At 37.4% G+C, this 15,929-nt stretch carries 17 protein-coding genes; 4 read left to right on the forward strand and 13 right to left on the reverse strand.

Translation table 11 applies throughout. The features are described from left to right. Positions 1-369 precede the first annotated feature (369 nt). The 12 genes from ACZZZK_RS10375 to hemC all read right to left on the reverse strand — a co-directional run bounded on the left by ACZZZK_RS10375 (position 370) and on the right by hemC (position 11,421). Positions 370-1,506, reverse strand: a complete 1,137-nt coding sequence (locus ACZZZK_RS10375; RefSeq protein WP_463484061.1) for a hypothetical protein — start codon at positions 1,504-1,506, stop codon at positions 370-372. A gap of 86 nt (positions 1,507-1,592) precedes the next feature. Beyond that, positions 1,593-2,177 (reverse strand): hypothetical protein, encoded by a 585-nt coding sequence (locus ACZZZK_RS10380; protein ID WP_463484062.1) that lies wholly within the window; start codon positions 2,175-2,177, stop codon positions 1,593-1,595. Positions 2,178-2,231: 54 nt separating this feature from the next. Continuing rightward, positions 2,232-2,786, reverse strand: coding sequence for a CopD family protein (locus ACZZZK_RS10385; protein ID WP_463484063.1), 555 nt, complete (start codon positions 2,784-2,786; stop codon positions 2,232-2,234). 28 nt (positions 2,787-2,814) lie between these two features. Then, positions 2,815-2,985 (reverse strand): type II toxin-antitoxin system RelE/ParE family toxin, encoded by a 171-nt coding sequence (locus ACZZZK_RS10390; protein ID WP_463484064.1) that lies wholly within the window; start codon positions 2,983-2,985, stop codon positions 2,815-2,817. Between the two features lie 111 nt (positions 2,986-3,096). After that, the gene (locus ACZZZK_RS10395; protein WP_463484065.1) at positions 3,097-3,306 is read right to left on the reverse strand and encodes a hypothetical protein; all 210 of its coding nucleotides are present in this window, start codon (positions 3,304-3,306) and stop codon (positions 3,097-3,099) included. Between the two features lie 50 nt (positions 3,307-3,356). Beyond that, a complete protein-coding gene (hemE, locus tag ACZZZK_RS10400) occupies positions 3,357-4,382 on the reverse strand; it encodes a uroporphyrinogen decarboxylase (RefSeq protein WP_463484066.1) in 1,026 nt (341 codons plus the stop codon). Positions 4,383-4,573: 191 nt separating this feature from the next. Further along, positions 4,574-5,089, reverse strand: a complete 516-nt coding sequence (locus ACZZZK_RS10405) for a hypothetical protein (RefSeq protein ID WP_056850966.1) — start codon at positions 5,087-5,089, stop codon at positions 4,574-4,576. Further along, positions 5,089-5,793, reverse strand: coding sequence for a response regulator transcription factor (locus tag ACZZZK_RS10410; protein WP_025146905.1), 705 nt, complete (start codon positions 5,791-5,793; stop codon positions 5,089-5,091). The genes ACZZZK_RS10405 and ACZZZK_RS10410 overlap by 1 nt, the downstream gene beginning before the upstream one ends. 8 nt (positions 5,794-5,801) lie before the next feature. Next, positions 5,802-6,668 (reverse strand): sensor histidine kinase, encoded by an 867-nt coding sequence (locus ACZZZK_RS10415; protein ID WP_056850967.1) that lies wholly within the window; start codon positions 6,666-6,668, stop codon positions 5,802-5,804. Positions 6,669-7,136: 468 nt separating this feature from the next. Then, positions 7,137-8,507 (reverse strand): glutamate-1-semialdehyde 2,1-aminomutase, encoded by a 1,371-nt coding sequence (gene hemL / locus ACZZZK_RS10420; protein WP_463484067.1) that lies wholly within the window; start codon positions 8,505-8,507, stop codon positions 7,137-7,139. Positions 8,508-8,601: 94 nt separating this feature from the next. Then, positions 8,602-9,570: a porphobilinogen synthase gene (gene hemB / locus ACZZZK_RS10425; RefSeq protein WP_463484068.1), complete on the reverse strand. Its 969-nt coding sequence runs from the start codon at positions 9,568-9,570 to the stop codon at positions 8,602-8,604. A 270-nt stretch (positions 9,571-9,840) separates the two neighbouring features. Continuing rightward, on the reverse strand, positions 9,841-11,421 hold the full coding sequence (hemC, locus tag ACZZZK_RS10430) for a hydroxymethylbilane synthase (protein ID WP_463484069.1): 1,581 nt from the start codon (positions 11,419-11,421) through the stop codon (positions 9,841-9,843). Positions 11,422-11,863: 442 nt separating this feature from the next. On the opposite strand from hemC, the gene ACZZZK_RS10435 reads away from it, so the two are divergent. Next, on the forward strand, positions 11,864-12,553 hold the full coding sequence (locus ACZZZK_RS10435; RefSeq protein WP_463484070.1) for an SIMPL domain-containing protein: 690 nt from the start codon (positions 11,864-11,866) through the stop codon (positions 12,551-12,553). A gap of 100 nt (positions 12,554-12,653) precedes the next feature. Further along, the gene (locus ACZZZK_RS10440) at positions 12,654-12,968 is read left to right on the forward strand and encodes a hypothetical protein (protein WP_265799347.1); all 315 of its coding nucleotides are present in this window, start codon (positions 12,654-12,656) and stop codon (positions 12,966-12,968) included. Positions 12,969-13,125: 157 nt separating this feature from the next. Here ACZZZK_RS10440 and serS read toward each other — a convergent pair whose 3' ends face one another. Then, on the reverse strand, positions 13,126-14,397 hold the full coding sequence (serS, locus tag ACZZZK_RS10445; RefSeq protein WP_463484071.1) for a serine--tRNA ligase: 1,272 nt from the start codon (positions 14,395-14,397) through the stop codon (positions 13,126-13,128). Between the two features lie 99 nt (positions 14,398-14,496). Between serS and rsmI the strand changes: the two genes are divergently transcribed. Next, positions 14,497-15,222 carry a 16S rRNA (cytidine(1402)-2'-O)-methyltransferase gene (rsmI, locus tag ACZZZK_RS10450; protein ID WP_463484072.1) on the forward strand — a complete coding sequence of 242 codons (726 nt, stop codon included), beginning with the start codon at positions 14,497-14,499 and terminating at the stop codon, positions 15,220-15,222. Positions 15,223-15,259: 37 nt separating this feature from the next. Then, complete coding sequence (locus ACZZZK_RS10455) at positions 15,260-15,907, forward strand: PH domain-containing protein (RefSeq protein WP_463484073.1); 648 nt, start codon at positions 15,260-15,262, stop codon at positions 15,905-15,907. Positions 15,908-15,929 lie beyond the last annotated feature (22 nt).

Raw genomic sequence — 15,929 nt, forward strand, 5'->3', positions numbered from 1 at the left:
GTTAAAATTTATTTTTAATATCTGATTATCAACTAGATAAATATTAAATTAATTTCAGGAAAGATATTGTTTTTTGATTTGGAAAGCAATGTCAGGAGCTTTTTTGAGGCGTTAGTCCCGCTATCCGTTACAATCTTTTTGCGACTGTCCGTCTGAGCTTGTCGAAGATCTGCATCAAAAAGTATTATCACTTCTATCAGGTTTATTAATTTCAGACTTTGCAGAAAACGAACCCTGCAAGGCGCAAAATTTGGCTAAAGCCAAAAAGAAATACTTGTTATCCGTTGGCTGAAGCCAACTGCAAAGAATAGCGATAGTTTAGGCATCTTGAATTTCATTGCCGTCTTACTTTAGCTGACGGCAGAAATTTTAGTCTTTTTTCTTAACCTTAAACAATCTAAAATCCTGTTTATAAGTTAAGAAAAAGGAGTGATTAAACTGAAGTTGTTTATCGGTATTGTCCAAATCAACATGTGGTTCAAAGCGAACATCTAGATATAAATGTGGAATCAGTTCCTTTTGGTAGGCATAACGCAACGAAACAATGTTTCTGCCGCTTTGCTTTAAACCATTTGTATATAAATTATTCGAAACCGATTCATACAAAGGCATTCCTTTTATCGAAATGAAGTTGTTTCCTTTCCAATAAGAGGCCACTAAACTTCCCCACTTACTTTCCACACCTGCATTTAACCACAAACCAAATCCACCTTCGTAGGCTCTTCTTTTATCAGGCGATAAATCTTTATAAACAGCGATATAGTTATCGGTATAAACTTGAGTAATATTAGTACCAATTTCTTTGTGCAATTTCAATCCAGCGGCACCATTCAAAACTGTACTAATCGGAATCTCTTTTAAAACATCAATTTGTCCGCCTTGATGAAAAGCTAAAAACTGTGCAGGAAAGCTGAGTTTCCATCCATTGCTTTCTGCCAATGTAGTTTCAGTAGATAAACCTCCCACAATTTCCTCCTTGGCTGCTTCGCCTTTATCAATCATTTTTTGCCAGGCAATCCAGGCATCTAAATTAAATTTCTTGCGCTCCACCAATAACTGTGTTCCATATTCAATTGGATTAGTAATTGTTCTTTCGAAATTATAAATTGGCTCTATGTATTTATGCTGAATGCCTCCCTCAAGACTACCGAAAATTAAAGTGAGGTTTCGCTTGTGATACTTTAAACTGAACAAAGGCTTTGCATCCGTAATTCCATTTCTACCAAAATCTTTACGAATAAAAGCACCAGCAGTGATGGCCAAGTTTGGATGCGCATAATAAACAATTTGAGGTTGCAACTGTGTTCCATACAGCGTATAACCATCGTGAAAATCGTTTGTGTACTCGTAATTACGAACGTAATTGAAATTGTAGAAATTGAAGTGAACTTCGTTCGTTAAGCTGCTATCCGGACGGATTCTGTTTTCAAGAGCTTGTTGATTAAACTGTGCCGAGGCGAAATAAGAACTAAAAAAAAGTGATATCAGAAGTAAGGTTCTTTTCATCTAATGTAAATATACTTCCAAAAGTACAGCTTTAATTTCAGGTAATATTCAATGCAAAAAAAGCTTTGACAATTCCATTATTATATTTAATTAGTATCCCATGAATGGAGCCAAGAACATACCGATCTCTCAAAAACCCAGTTGTTTCTAACCTTTTTGTAAAGTTTAGCAACTCCAGTCTCCGCACTATCGCTATAATTTGCTTCATAATAAATACAAAGCTGGTAGTTTTCAAAAAACACGGGACTTGATATTATGTAATAACTTGAACTTATATTCTCCTTAAAAGCTATCCAATTAAAGGCATTATTTAATTTATAAGATTCTTTTAAATCACGAGAAGAAATAAATTTAATTCTGTAAGGCCAAACCTCTTTCCATGATTTAATACGCTGACTTCTAAGCTGCTCGCTCAGGTTATTTTTCTCAGTAACAGAAAATAAAGAATCAAATGCCAGCTGTTTTTCACAACTAACTTCTATTTGGGGTTCGTTTAACAAAACATATGTAGAATCTTTCAATCGGTCTTTGTGAATATATCGAATAAAAGCCTGAACTTCATTGAGATATACTTTTTCTTCTTGATTGGATTTCTGTTTTCGGGAAGTAAAATCTTGGCCGTAAGAAGACAGGCTTAAAAACACGAGAAATATTGAGAGAGCTTTATACATAATTTTTTCAGAAATGATGTAGATTATATCTCTATTCCATATTCGTTACCGAATTTACTTTCTCAACCTATAATTCTTATACAATTTTACTGCAATCATTATCGCCATGGCAATTCCCATAATGCCAATCAAACCATAAATCCAGTTAATTGCACTTTTGAGAATAACCACAAACACAATCGCAATCATGAAAATCGTAGCCAGTTCTCGCCATAAACGCAATTGAAAGCTATTCATTTTGAATACATTATTTTTAAGTTGCTTTACAATATTTTGGCAGATAAAATGATAAATAAGAAGGCCGATTACAAAAGCAAGCTTAACCCACATCCAATCCATTTGTAAAAGGCCACTGTTGAGCGTAAGCATCCCGGCACCAGCCAGAACGGAAATAATCATGGCCGGAGTAGCAATAATTTTCCATAAGGTAGCCTCCATTTTAACAAATTGTTTTTGCAGAATACCTCTTTCCGGCTCCTCTTTCTCGTTTGCTTCTGTGTGGTAGATAAACAAACTTAATATATAGAATAACCCCGCCATCCAGCTAATCACAAATACGATATGAACAGCTTTAAAATATTGATAATATGGTTGAAGAATTTCTATCATTATAGGATTAAAGAAATAGATTTTTGATCTAAAATAAATCAGAATGAGTGCCTAACCTCAACAAGATGATCCCATTATCTTCTGTAATCTCGAACCAAATGATTAGTAGATCAGGTTTAATATGAGCCTCCCAATTACCTTTGTAATTTCCGGTAAGCTTGTGGGCCAGATGTTTTTTTTTAAATGCCGCTTGCACCATTAATTTGCAGTTTCTGCAAAAAAGCCTCAATCAACTCTAAATTTTGAGATGCTCTTTTAATTGCTTTTTTTGCATCCTTTTTGAATTGATTTGTAGGCTTTAAAGTGAACATTATAAAGAACCCAAAAATGATTTTATATCTTGTATAGGTTCTCCAATTCCAATCCCTTTATGTGCATCTTCAATGGTTTTGCGTGTAAGTTTATTCGGAATTCTAGCTTTTTGATCACTATTTTCATGAATAGTAACGCCAAGTTCTTTCAACAGGCTTTTCACCAATGAACTTTTGTTTTCAGGAATATCAATAATTAATGTCTCCATACTCAAATATAATCAATTTTGTTCCGCAGCCAAATTTCGACATACAGGATTTAGTACCTAAACTCCTTCACCACATCAATTGCATATTTCACGTTATCGAAAGGAATATCTGGCATAATACCGTGACCCAAGTTGAAGATAAATCCTTCTGTTCCACGCATGCGCTCAAACAGTTTATGAATTTGTGCTTTAATCACCGATTGATCAGCATATAAAATATGTGGATCTAAATTTCCCTGGACAGCAATACCTTTTGGCAAAGCATTTTTGATATTCAATAAATCGGCGTTCCAATCAACTGAAATTACATCTGGTTTCGCCTCTGCCATCATTGGCGCAAATACAGAACTTCCTTTACAGAAAGAAATCACTGGGATATCTTTTCTATTTAAGTTTGAAATAATCTCCTGGATATAACGGTGAGAAAACTCTTGATAATCATTCCATGATAAAGCAAGCGCCCAGCTATCGAAAATCTGAACGGCGTTAACACCTGCAGCAATTTGAAGGTTCAAATAATCTGCCGTTACTTTAGCAATTTTCGCCAAAAGCTTATGCGCCAATTCTGGTTGGTTGTGTATAAATAGCTTCGTTAACTTAAAATCTTTAGAAGACCCACCCTCAATTAAGTAACTCATTACTGTAAAAGGTGCACCAGCAAAACCAATAAGTGGAATACTGCCGTCTAATCGTTGTTGAATCACTTTAATTGCATCAGCTACATATTGTAACTCATCCAAACAATCAACGTTTAGGTTTTCAACATCTTGTGCCGTGCGTACCGGATTAGCAAACTTAGGACCAACACCCTGAGTAAAGCTTAAATCGCCACCCATGGCTTCGCCCGTTACTAAAATATCACAGAATAAAATCGCTGCATCAATTCCTAATAAATCTACTGGCAACATCGTTACATCGGCAGCAATCTCAGGAGTTTTACACATCTCTAAAAAAGAGTACTTGTTTTTAATCTCCCAATATTGCGGCATAAACCGACCAGCCTGACGCATCATCCATACCGGTGGACGTTCTGTTTGTTTCGAAAATGCAGCGTCTAAAAATAAATTATTCTTCATGATTTGTAGTTGTGTCGATCAATCGTCACCCTGAATTTATTTCAGGGTCTTAATAGCAAGAAAGATGCTGAACTAAATTCAGCATGACGATTGAGCAAATTTTAATTGCGCAAAGGTATGAAATAAAAAAAAACGAAGAACCTTTTTATTACTAAAGCGGCGCCTCGTTTCTCAAAATGACAATACGAATATTATAATTTGCTTATTTCTTTTTCAATTTTAACGATAATGTCTTTAGAGCGTGATGATTCAGAAAGTTCTTTGGCCTTGGCCACATAAACTTCCGCCCTTTCTTTATCTTTTCTACGTAAAGCGAGGTTGGCCAAATGAATCAATACATAAGATTTCTCATTTTTTCCGCCAACAGGAAAACGACTGGCCAACTGAAAATGATATTCAGCTTTTTCGTAATCTTCCTCTTTCAAAGCCATATTGCCTTGCATGAATTCATAGTATCCTCTACGATTCTTTGATAATCGCTCAGGATTTGGAACTTCAGCAAGCATCAGCTTTGCTTTCCCAAATTCATTGTTTTTGAAATACTTGGAAGCCATTAAAACAGAGCTGTGTCTAAAATGACTCCAAATCAAAAAGAGCAATAAAAACCCCGCTACTGCTGCCAACTCGTATTGATCGTAAACGATACAAACCAAAGCAGCCAGCAAGAAAACGGCCATTAAAACATACCGGCCTAAACTATTGTACATTAATGACTATCAGTGAATTTATAACCTACACCACGAATAGAGTGGAAATAAACTGGGTTTTTTTGATCAGGTTCGAAATACTTACGGAAAGTTAGAATGAAGTTATCAATCGTTCTTGTTGAAGGATAAACATCATAATTCCACACAGTTTCCAAAATCTGTTCACGAGAAACCGCATCGTTTTTACGCTCAATTAAAAGCTTTAACAACATGGTTTCTTTTTTAGTTAATGGCGTAATGGTGCCATCATCATGTTTCAATTCAAAGGAATTAAAATAGATGGTTTTATCGCCGATTTTATAAGAATTTAATTCTTTCAAATCATCAGATTTCAAACTGCGTTTAACCAAAATTCCAACACGGAGAATTAATTCCTCTAAGTTGAAAGGTTTTACTAAATAATCATCAGCACCCTTTTTCAAGCCTAAAACACGATCTTCTGAAGTATTTTTAGCCGTTAAAAACATAATCGGAACCTCTGCATTCTCTAAACGGATTGTTTCGCAAACCTGGAAACCATCCATTTCTGGTAGCATCACATCCAGAATGATTAAATTGAAACGTTCTTCTTTAAATATTTTAAGAGCGGTTTTGCCATCTTTAACGGCATGAACTTTATAACCCTCAAGTTCTAGGTTTAATTTGATAGCATCTAACAAGTGATCCTCGTCTTCTACCAATAGAATTCTTAATTTTTGTGACATAATTGAGATTAACTAAATGTTACTTCAAAAATACTTCCTTGAGGCAAATTGTCTTTTACTGTAATATCTGCATCATGGTATTGTAAAACCTCTTTCACAATAAACAAGCCTAAACCTGTTCCCTTCGCTTTCCTGACATTCTCATTACCAACGCGGTAAAATTTATCAAATATCAACATTTTTTCGGCATCTGAAATACCCGGCCCTTTATCTACCACACTCAACTGAATATGCCCTTCCACCTCATCTAAATAAACATTTATCTCATCGCAGGGACTGGAATATTTAACAGCATTCTCAATTAAATTCGTAACTACTGACGATAAGGCAAACTTGTCACCCATTATCTGCAAATTTGGCTGAATATGCGCATTAATAAGCTGTTCGTTTCCGCATGAATGCACCTGCAGCCGATCTGTAATTTTATAGACCAACTCCGAAAAATTAAATTCCTCCTTCGGAAAGGTGTACGAACGGTTTTCAATTTTGGTTGCAAGCAACATATTTTCAACCAAATCGTCCAAACGCTCAATATCTTTCAGTGAATTATTCAACAAAGAAACCTGACGGGCTTTATCTAAATCTCTTTTAACAATGGTTTGAATGGAAAGTTTGATGGCAGCCAATGGCGATTTCAACTCATGCGTGATAGACATTAGAAAATTTTGCTGTTGCTCCCTCAATTTATCTTCCCGTTTTAACGATTGATGCAGGAAATAGCCACCAATGCAAAGCAAAAACAGAAATACGGATCCTTCACCCATAATCATGGTCATGCGGCTTGGCTGCAAACGCACCACCAAAGTGCCCCAAGAAATAAGTTGAATTAATGCGTAAAGTAATAATGCGTAAAATATGATAATGGATTTCTTCATCTGTCTTTACCAGGATTGTTAGGCTTTAAGGTTTTAAGATATTTCTCAAATAGCTAAATTATTATTAGAAAAGCAAGTCTCTGTACATTTCGGTTATTTCAGCCCCGCTTTCCGTTGCAATCTTTTTGCAAAGTTACTAACTCTAACAGGCGTTTTGCTCATTAGAGTTAGTAACTTTTAAATCAAAAAGTATTTTCACATCAATCGCGTTTAGATCACTTTGGTTTGTGCAAGAAGCTTAAAACCACCCCCAACCTCTCCTTGAAAATAAGGAGGGGAGTTCCCTCAATTTTATAACCAAACTCGTCATTGCGAGGTACGAAGCAATCCTACAACAAAAGCTATTTTAACCCAAAGCTTTAAGATTGCTTCGTACCTCGCAATGACGAAACCGTGACCTTATATTTTCTTACGTGCCTGCCACAGGCACGTATACTTACTATGGTTTAAACTCTCTGTGGTTAAACCCTACTTCTTAAACACTAAATCCAACGCCTCAAAAATCGCTCTCTTCGCTTTCTCCAACTCGATTTTAGTATGTGCCGCTGAAACAAAACCCACTTCATATCCCGAAGGACCTAAATAGATTCCTCGGTTTAACAGTTCACGGTGCATAATTTTGAATTTCTCCATGCTGCTTGCATCGATATCATCGGCAGACTGTATTTTATCCTTCTCTGTAAAAGCAAACCAAAAGATAGAACCCACCGTAAACACCTTAAATTTATAATTTCTCGCCGTAGCAAAACGCTGAATACTGGCTACAAAATCTTGCGTTTTGTTATTTAAATCTTTGTAGAAACCAGATTTGTTTAATTCCGTTAAGGTTGCGATTCCCGCAGCCATCGCCACTGGATTGCCAGATAAAGTACCGGCCTGATAAACGCCACCATCTGGAGAAATGTGCGCCATAATTTCAGCCCTTGCACCGTACATCCCAACAGGTAAACCGCCACCAATGATTTTCCCATAAGTGACTATATCGGGCGTGATGCCATAATAAGCTGCAGCACCTTCAAAGCCAACCCTAAAACCTGTAATTACTTCATCGAAAATCAAAAGCGAATTATTTTCCTTACAGATTTTGCTCAAGAACTGAATGTATTCCTCATCCTGCATAATCAAGCCATTATTGGCAGGAATACCCTCAATAATTACCGCAGCGATCTGGTCTTTAAATTGATTAAAAGCTTGTTCAATTGCAGTCTTATCATTTAAAGGAATCACAATGGTTTCTTCAGCAAAAGATTTTGGAACACCAGCCGAAGATGTTTCGCCAAAAGTAACCAAACCCGAACCTGCTTTTACTAGAAGTGAATCGCTATGGCCGTGATAACAACCTTCGAACTTTAGAATTTTATCTCTTCCGGTATAACCTCTAGCTAAACGAATGGCCGACATCACCGCTTCAGTACCAGAACTTGTAAAACGGATTTTCTCTACAAAACGATTGTTTTTGATAATCAATTCCGCAAGTTCGTTTTCCAAAGCTGTTGGCGCCCCGAAACTCATTCCGTTTTGCATTACCTCAGTAACTTTCTCACGAATTTTTGGATTGTTATGGCCCAAAATTAATGGCCCCCAACTTCCGCAGAAATCAATAAACTGATTTCCATCGGCATCCCAGATATAGCAACCATCTCCTTTTTCAATAAAAAGTGGCGTTCCATATACTGATTTAAAAGCCCTAACCGGTGAGTTTACACCCCCTGGGAAATAAGTTTTTGATTTCTCATACAACTCCGCAGATTTTACTCTTGAAATATCAGGCTTACTTCCTGTATTTACTGGAACATCGGCCTCGTTGCCTGAAAACATTTTCTTTAATGAATCTAACATTTTTTTAAGCTAAAAGCTGAAAGACTAAAGGTTAAAGCGAAAAGTAAAGCGCTTAAAATGGCTTTGGTCTTTCGGCTTTAAACTTTCAGCTTATCTACATCCAATCGTTATTTAAAATATCTTTAATGTGGTAAGTGGTTATAATACTTGCTCCAGCTCTGGCAAAGGCATGCATGGTTTCCATTACCACTTTCTGCTCATCAATCCATCCACGTTCTGCAGCAGCTTTCACCATCGAATATTCTCCTGAAACATTATAAACCGCAACAGGCAAGTTTGTATCCTGTTTCAAACGTTGAATAATATCCAGATAAGCCAAACCCGGTTTTACCATCAAAACATCTGCTCCCTCCTGCTCGTCTAGTTGTGCTTCACGCAGAGCTTCCAGAGGATTTCTGAAATCCATTTGGTATGCTTTTCTATCACCTTTGCTTGGCGCACAATCTGCAGCTTCCCTAAATGGACCATAGTAAGCCGATGCAAACTTTGTAGCATGACTCATAATGGCTGCATTTACAAAACCATTATCATCCAAAAGATTACGCATCGCTTCAATTCTCCCGTCCATCATATCCGATGGTGCAAACATATCGGCTCCTGCTTGCGCATGCGTTAAAGCCATTTTTGCAATCACATCAACCGTTTTATCGTTTTGAACATAATCGTTCTCCATAATTCCACAGTGACCGTGAGTGGTATAAGAACAAACGCAAACATCAGTGATCACATATAAATCTTCTCCGAATTGTTTTTTTAACTCGCGAACGGCAGTTGGAACCAGTGAATGATCATGATAGGCTGATTTTGCATCAGCAGATTTTTCGTCGCCTACGCCAAAGAGCATGATTTTATTCAAGCCTTTTTTCATTCCCGATTCTACGTCCTTCACCAAAGTATCAACCGAATAATGGTTCACTCCCGGCATGGCATCAATCGCATGTGTCACATTTGTTCCTGGCACAACAAAATACGGGTACACAAACATATCTTTCGATAGTCGGGTTTCGGCTACCATCTCTCTAACCAACGGGTTTTTCCTTAATCTTCTCGGACGGTGTAACATTTTATTAGTATCAAGTATTTAGTATCAAGCTCGCCTGCCGCTTAGGCTGGTATCAAGACTTGGGTATTGTATTATTACGAGCATTTTTAGTTTTTACGGTCGTCATTGCAACGCAGGCAAGCAATCCTAATGCGTTTGCAATGAAGATCTTTCGTAGTAAGATTGCTTCGTGCCTCGCAATGACGATGCGGTCTTGCTTTTCGCTTTAGTCTTTCAGCTTTAGTCTTTCAGCATCCAAACCCCTACCTTGAACCTTTAAACCCTCAACCTCTATTTAATTTCTATTCCAAAAACCGCTTCTGCCAAGCCAATTTCATCAGGCGAATATGGCAAAGCATACTTTACGCCCATTTCGTCAAACTTCTTGCCTGTAGAATTTCCAATTGCAATAACCTGCTGACCAGGTTCCAATAAATTATCAGCGAAATAAGCATCTACATTTGATGGACTGGTAAAAATTAAAACATCAGCATAACTCTGATCGATATTTTCTTCGATTACCGTTTCGTATATTGGCAAGTCGATAATTTTTGCATCAGCAGGTAAAGATTTCTGAATGGATTGTAAAGAATCCTGCGCCCTTGGAAATAGAACATTGTTTCCAGAAACCAGTTTCGCAAAATCTTCTGCAACTTCAGAAATATCGCCGCTTGCACCAACGAAATCTGCAAAATGATTAAATTTGCGTAAAGCATCTTCAGAACCTCTTCCCACTACGCCAAATTGTGTTTTCTTTGGCAATTGCGGTTTTAAATTGAAGAAATACTCCACACTATTTCTACTACTGAAGAAAATCCAATCGATATTTTTTAATATAAACTGGTCTAAAACGGTAACGATAGGAAACGTACGGATTAACGAACGACCCTCAATTTCTATATTGTTATTTTCTAACGCTTTGCGGAAATAACTGTGCTCACCAATTTCACGGGAGATGAAAACCTTTGTAGGCTTTTTTCTTTCCTTTGAAAATTTAGCCACGATTTTCTCTGCTAAACCATCTGTTGTTTCAGAACGTAAGAATAAACGCTCAGGAAAATCATCGGCAGTTTCCGCTTTCGAAGTCCACACTTCGTAGGCGCCATCTTCTTTTTTGCAATAGCAACCCAAAGGCATGTGGCAGCCACCTTCAAAAATATTAAGCACTTTCCGTTCTACACCAACCTCTTCTGCTGTCGCAGGATCATGCAATTTTTGAAGTGCATCGAAGAGCTCAGTATCATTCTCCCTGATTTGAATAGCCAAAGCACCTTGAGCAGGAGCAGGAACAAATTCTGTCGGCTCCAATTCTTCAACGTGAAATTCACTAACATCTAAGCCTAAGCGTTTAATACCTGCTTTCGCCAACATAATAGCATCGTAATCTTCATCTCTGAGTTTCTGAATGCGGGTTGGAACGTTTCCACGTAAATCTTCGATTTCCAAATCAGAGCGTAAACCCAAAAGTTGCGCTTTTCTTCTGTTTGATGAAGTACCCACCATTGCGCCTTTTTTCAGAGACAATTTTTGAGAAACATCAACACAGTCTTTTAAAATCAAAAGATATTCGGTTGCTTCTTCGCGTGGCGGAATTGCAGCAATGGTTAAGCCAGCAGGATGGTTGGTTGGTAAATCTTTAAGGCAATGTACCGCCAAATCGATTGTTCCGCCCAAAAGTTCTTCTTCCAGTTCTTTGGTAAAAAACCCTTTGCCTTCTAATTTATCCAGACGTAAATTCAGAATTTTATCGCCCTGCGTTTTAATAACTTTGATTTCTGCTTCAATACCGATTGTTTCTAACTCACTTTGGATGTGATTAGCCTGCCACAATGCAAGTTCGCTACCGCGTGTTCCGATGATTAATTTCTTCACTATAAACTTTTAATGAACTGCAAATTTAACGTTAATTTGCTTTATACCATGAATTGTTTAAAAATGAGACAGTGCCGTTACAGAGCAAATGTTTTGTGGGTTTTTACTGACAAATTAAAAATCAAACGGATTGTTATCAGCACAAATTTCCCTCAATAAACCCTTGACTGCGGCAGGCAGGCGGTAGTAGTGGGAAGCCCGCATTCCAATAATTCATTGGAAGAGGACTTGTAACGAATAACGGGGCTGGTTTTGCTGATTAGTACTGCCTTACATTTTCAAATATTTTAATAAAATTAAATCATGGTGTGGAATTTGTACACAAGGCACATCATAACAACACACACAAAGAAAAATAGAATTATGAAACCTGCATAAGCAAACAAAAGCTAAATAAAAAAAGCTTATGCAAGCTTCATTACAATTAAAAACACTAAAGATTATGAAAAAGTTAATAGCAGTTGCACTAGTTGCATTTTTAGGCCTTTCATCGGCAATGGCTCAGCAAACAGATTTACGCAGGAAAATTAGCGTAAGCGGAACTTCTGAAACAGAGGTTACTCCAGACATCATTTACATTGGGATTTCGTTGAAGGAATATTTGAACGGAAAAAAGAAAGTAGACATTACTGAATTAGAAAAACAACTTTTTGCTGCTGTACAGAAAGCAGGAATTGCAAAAGAAAATTTGACCATTAGCAACCTGAGCAGCTGGAATTATGCTACGGAGAAAAAGAAAAATCCTGATTTTTTAGCGAGCAAACAATATCGTTTAAAAGTAAGTGACCTTAATAAATTCGACGCCATTTTAGAGGCTATTGATCCAAAAGGAATTGCCAATACTAACATTGAAAGCTATGATTATTCGAAAATTGAAAGCCTTAAGAAAGATTTAAAAATTAAGGCATTATTAGCCGCAAAAGAAAAGGCAGCTTATATGGTTGAGGCCATGGGCGATAAATTAGGTAGTGCTATAGAGATACAGGATGGCGGCGACAATATTATACAACCTGTTTACAGAAATTATATGATGAAATCTGCAATGGCTGAATCTGCAGACGCAGCACCAGAAATCGACTTCAAGAAGATTAAACTAAATTTCACTGTGAATGTAGTCTTCGAGATTAAATAATCCGTTTTAGCACTAAGATATTCGCATCTTAAAACCTACCAAGAACATTTTGGTAGGTTTTTTGTTACGTACACATTGAAACACTAAAAAAATAGAAATTATGAAAAAATTCATTTACACACTAGCACTTATTTTCTCTTTAGGTATCAGCTTCAACTCCGTTCAAGCGGCTAACAAACCTGCAAAAAACCCTACAGAATTAACTGCTGAACAATCTGCACAGTTAGAAAGAATTAAAACTCGTGTTGAAGAAATTAGAGATATGGATAAATCTAATTTAACAAGAGCAGAACGTAAGGCATTACGTAGCGAATTGAGAGAATTGAAAGGTCAGGCCCGTGCAGTTTCTGGTGGCGTTTATCTTTCAGTTGGTGCAATTATCATCATCATCTTATTATTGATTTTGATTCTATAATCAGAAAAACAATTACATCTATCTATAAAAAACGAAAAGCTTTGCAGTGATGCAAAGCTTTTTTTTATGCCTACTTATTTTCCGTCATTGCGAGGTACGAAGCAATCTAACAGCAAAAGACATTGCTTCGTACCTCGCAATGACGACTTGTGGAAATCTAATCAATCATATCGAAGCCTGTGTATTTTACCAGTGCTTCCGGAATTCTAATTCCGTTTTCCGTTTGATAATTTTCTAAAATTGAAGCTACGATTCTAGGCAATGCCAATGCGCTTCCATTTAACGTATGTGCCAATTGTGCTTTGCCCTCTTTCCCTTTAAAACGAAGTTTTAAACGGTTGGCCTGATAAGTTTCGAAGTTTGATACTGAAGAAACCTCTAACCAACGCTCTTGTGCGGCACTCCACACTTCCATATCGTAAGTCATGGCCGATGTGAATCCCATGTCTCCTCCACATAAACGCAAAACGCGGTAATGCAAGCCAAGCTCCTGCAACAAAGACTGTACATAGTTGCTCATGTCTTCCAGCGTTTCGTAAGATTTTTCAGGATGTGTAATCTGAACCACCTCAACTTTATCAAACTGATGCAAACGATTTAAACCACGAACATGCGCTCCATAAGAACCAGCCTCTCTACGAAAGCAGGGTGTGTAAGCTGTGTTTTTGATCGGCAGGTCTTCTTCCTTAATAATTACATCGCGGTATAAATTGGTAACCGGAACTTCTGCCGTAGGAATCAGGTATAAATCATCAACAGTTGAATGATACATTTGTCCTTCTTTATCGGGTAACTGACCAGTACCAAAACCAGATGCAGCATTTACCAAATGAGGCACCTGCATTTCTTTGTAACCCGCAGCAGTTGCATGATCTAAAAAGAAATTAATCAAAGCACGTTGTAACCTCGCTCCTTTTCCTTTGTAAACCGGAAAACCTGCACCCGTAATTTTAACCCCTAATTCAAAATCGATGATATCGTATTTAGCCGCCAGTTCCCAATGTGGTAACGCTTTAGTTGGCAATTCTGCTGGTGCGCCATGCTCATAAACTACCTCATTTTCTTCGGCAGTTGAGCCCGTTGGCACTAAATGGTAAGGTAAATTCGGCAACTGAACAACTGCATTAAACTGAGCAGTTTCCAGCTCGTTCAATTTTTCGGTCAGGTTTTTAATATTCTCCTTATGAGAAGTGGTTTGGGCTTTAATAGCTTCTGCTTCATCCTTTTTACCAGTACGCATTAAATCGCCAATTTGTTTGGCTGCTGCATTTGCTTCTGCGGAAATTTGATCAAGCGAAGTTTGGGTAGCACGACGATCTTCATCAATTTTGATAATTTCATCTACCAACTCTGGTTGTTTAAAGTTACGTACACTCAAACGTTCTAAAACTTTCTCTCTATTTTCGCGGATATAGTTAACTTGCAGCATTATTTAATTTTTTTACAAAGATAGAAAGAGTTTTCAGTTTTCAGTTTGCAGTTTTAGATCATGCAACATCTTGATACTTGATACTTGATACTTGATACTATGGATGGCAAATTATTCCTCGTACCTACGCCGATTGGCAATTTGGAAGACATGACCTTTCGGGCAATTCGGATTTTAAAAGAGTGCGATTTAATTTTAGCAGAAGATACCCGCACAAGTGCACCCATGCTTAAACACTTTGGCATTGATAAACGGGTATTCTCCCACCATCAGCATAACGAACATAAGGCGACTTCGGAGATTATCAAATTTTTACAGGAAGGACAAAAAATTGCATTGATCTCGGATGCTGGAACGCCAGCTATCTCAGACCCAGGCTTTTTTCTTGTTCGCGAAGCGATAAAAAACGAAATTGATGTAGAGTGCTTGCCAGGTGCAACGGCGTTTGTGCCTGCCTTGGTAAATTCTGGCTTACCTGCTGAGGCCTTTTGTTTTGAAGGGTTTCTGCCCGTAAAAAAGGGCCGTCAAACAAAATTTAAAAAACTTGCCGAAGAAGATCGAACCATCATACTTTATGAAAGTCCACACCGCTTATTAAAAACCTTGGAAGAGTTTGCCCAGTACTTGGGGGCGGATAGACAGGCATCCGTAAGTAGAGAACTTACTAAAATGTTCGAAGAAACCGTTAGAGGCACATTATTAGAAATAAAATCACATTTCGAGAACAATACTTTAAAAGGAGAATTCGTAATTTGCATTGCCGGGAAAGACATGAGTAAAGATAAAAGAGCAAAGAACAAGGATAAATACGATGATGCCGAGTAGTGTCTTAAATTAACCACAATCAATTTAAATAACAATTATGATTAGCATAGATAGATTTTTAAGCGACGAACAAGACCCAAAAGCGGTTGAAAAAGTTATCGGAAAGCTTAATGACCTTTTAACCACAGGCGAAGAAATTTTATACCTCGCCGTGCAAAAAAAACCTGCTGTAAACTTGTTGCCAGATAGTATTGCAGTAACCAATAAACGCATTTTTTATTGCGAGCCAGGAAATTTAGGCCTAACCATGAACTTTAAAGATATTTCGCTTAAAAACATTAAAGAGGTTTCATTCAAGGAAGAATTGTTTGGTTCGAAATTTATTTGTGTGCCGCAAACTGGCGAAAACATCGTTACAGAGTTTATACCTAAAACGCAGGCCAGGAAGTTGTACCAAGCGGCAAATGAGCAGCTAGAGGATTATAAGGAATCTTTAAGACAGCAGAAATTGGAAGAAGATCGGGCAGCTGCACCTATTCAGCCAGCACCTCAACCTTTCGCAGATTTTACACCTATTGAATCTCATACTCCAGAACCTGAGCCTATTCAAATTGCGGAAGTAGTAGAAGAGCCGGAAGATGAGACTACATTAAAACTTCGTAAGCTGAAAACGCTTTATGATAAACACTTGATTACTCAGGAAGAATACGAAGCTAAAAAAGCAGCAATTTTAGATAGTTTTTAAATTCAGGAAATAGGGAATGGAG

The organism is Pedobacter sp. AC163, from assembly GCF_979258665.1.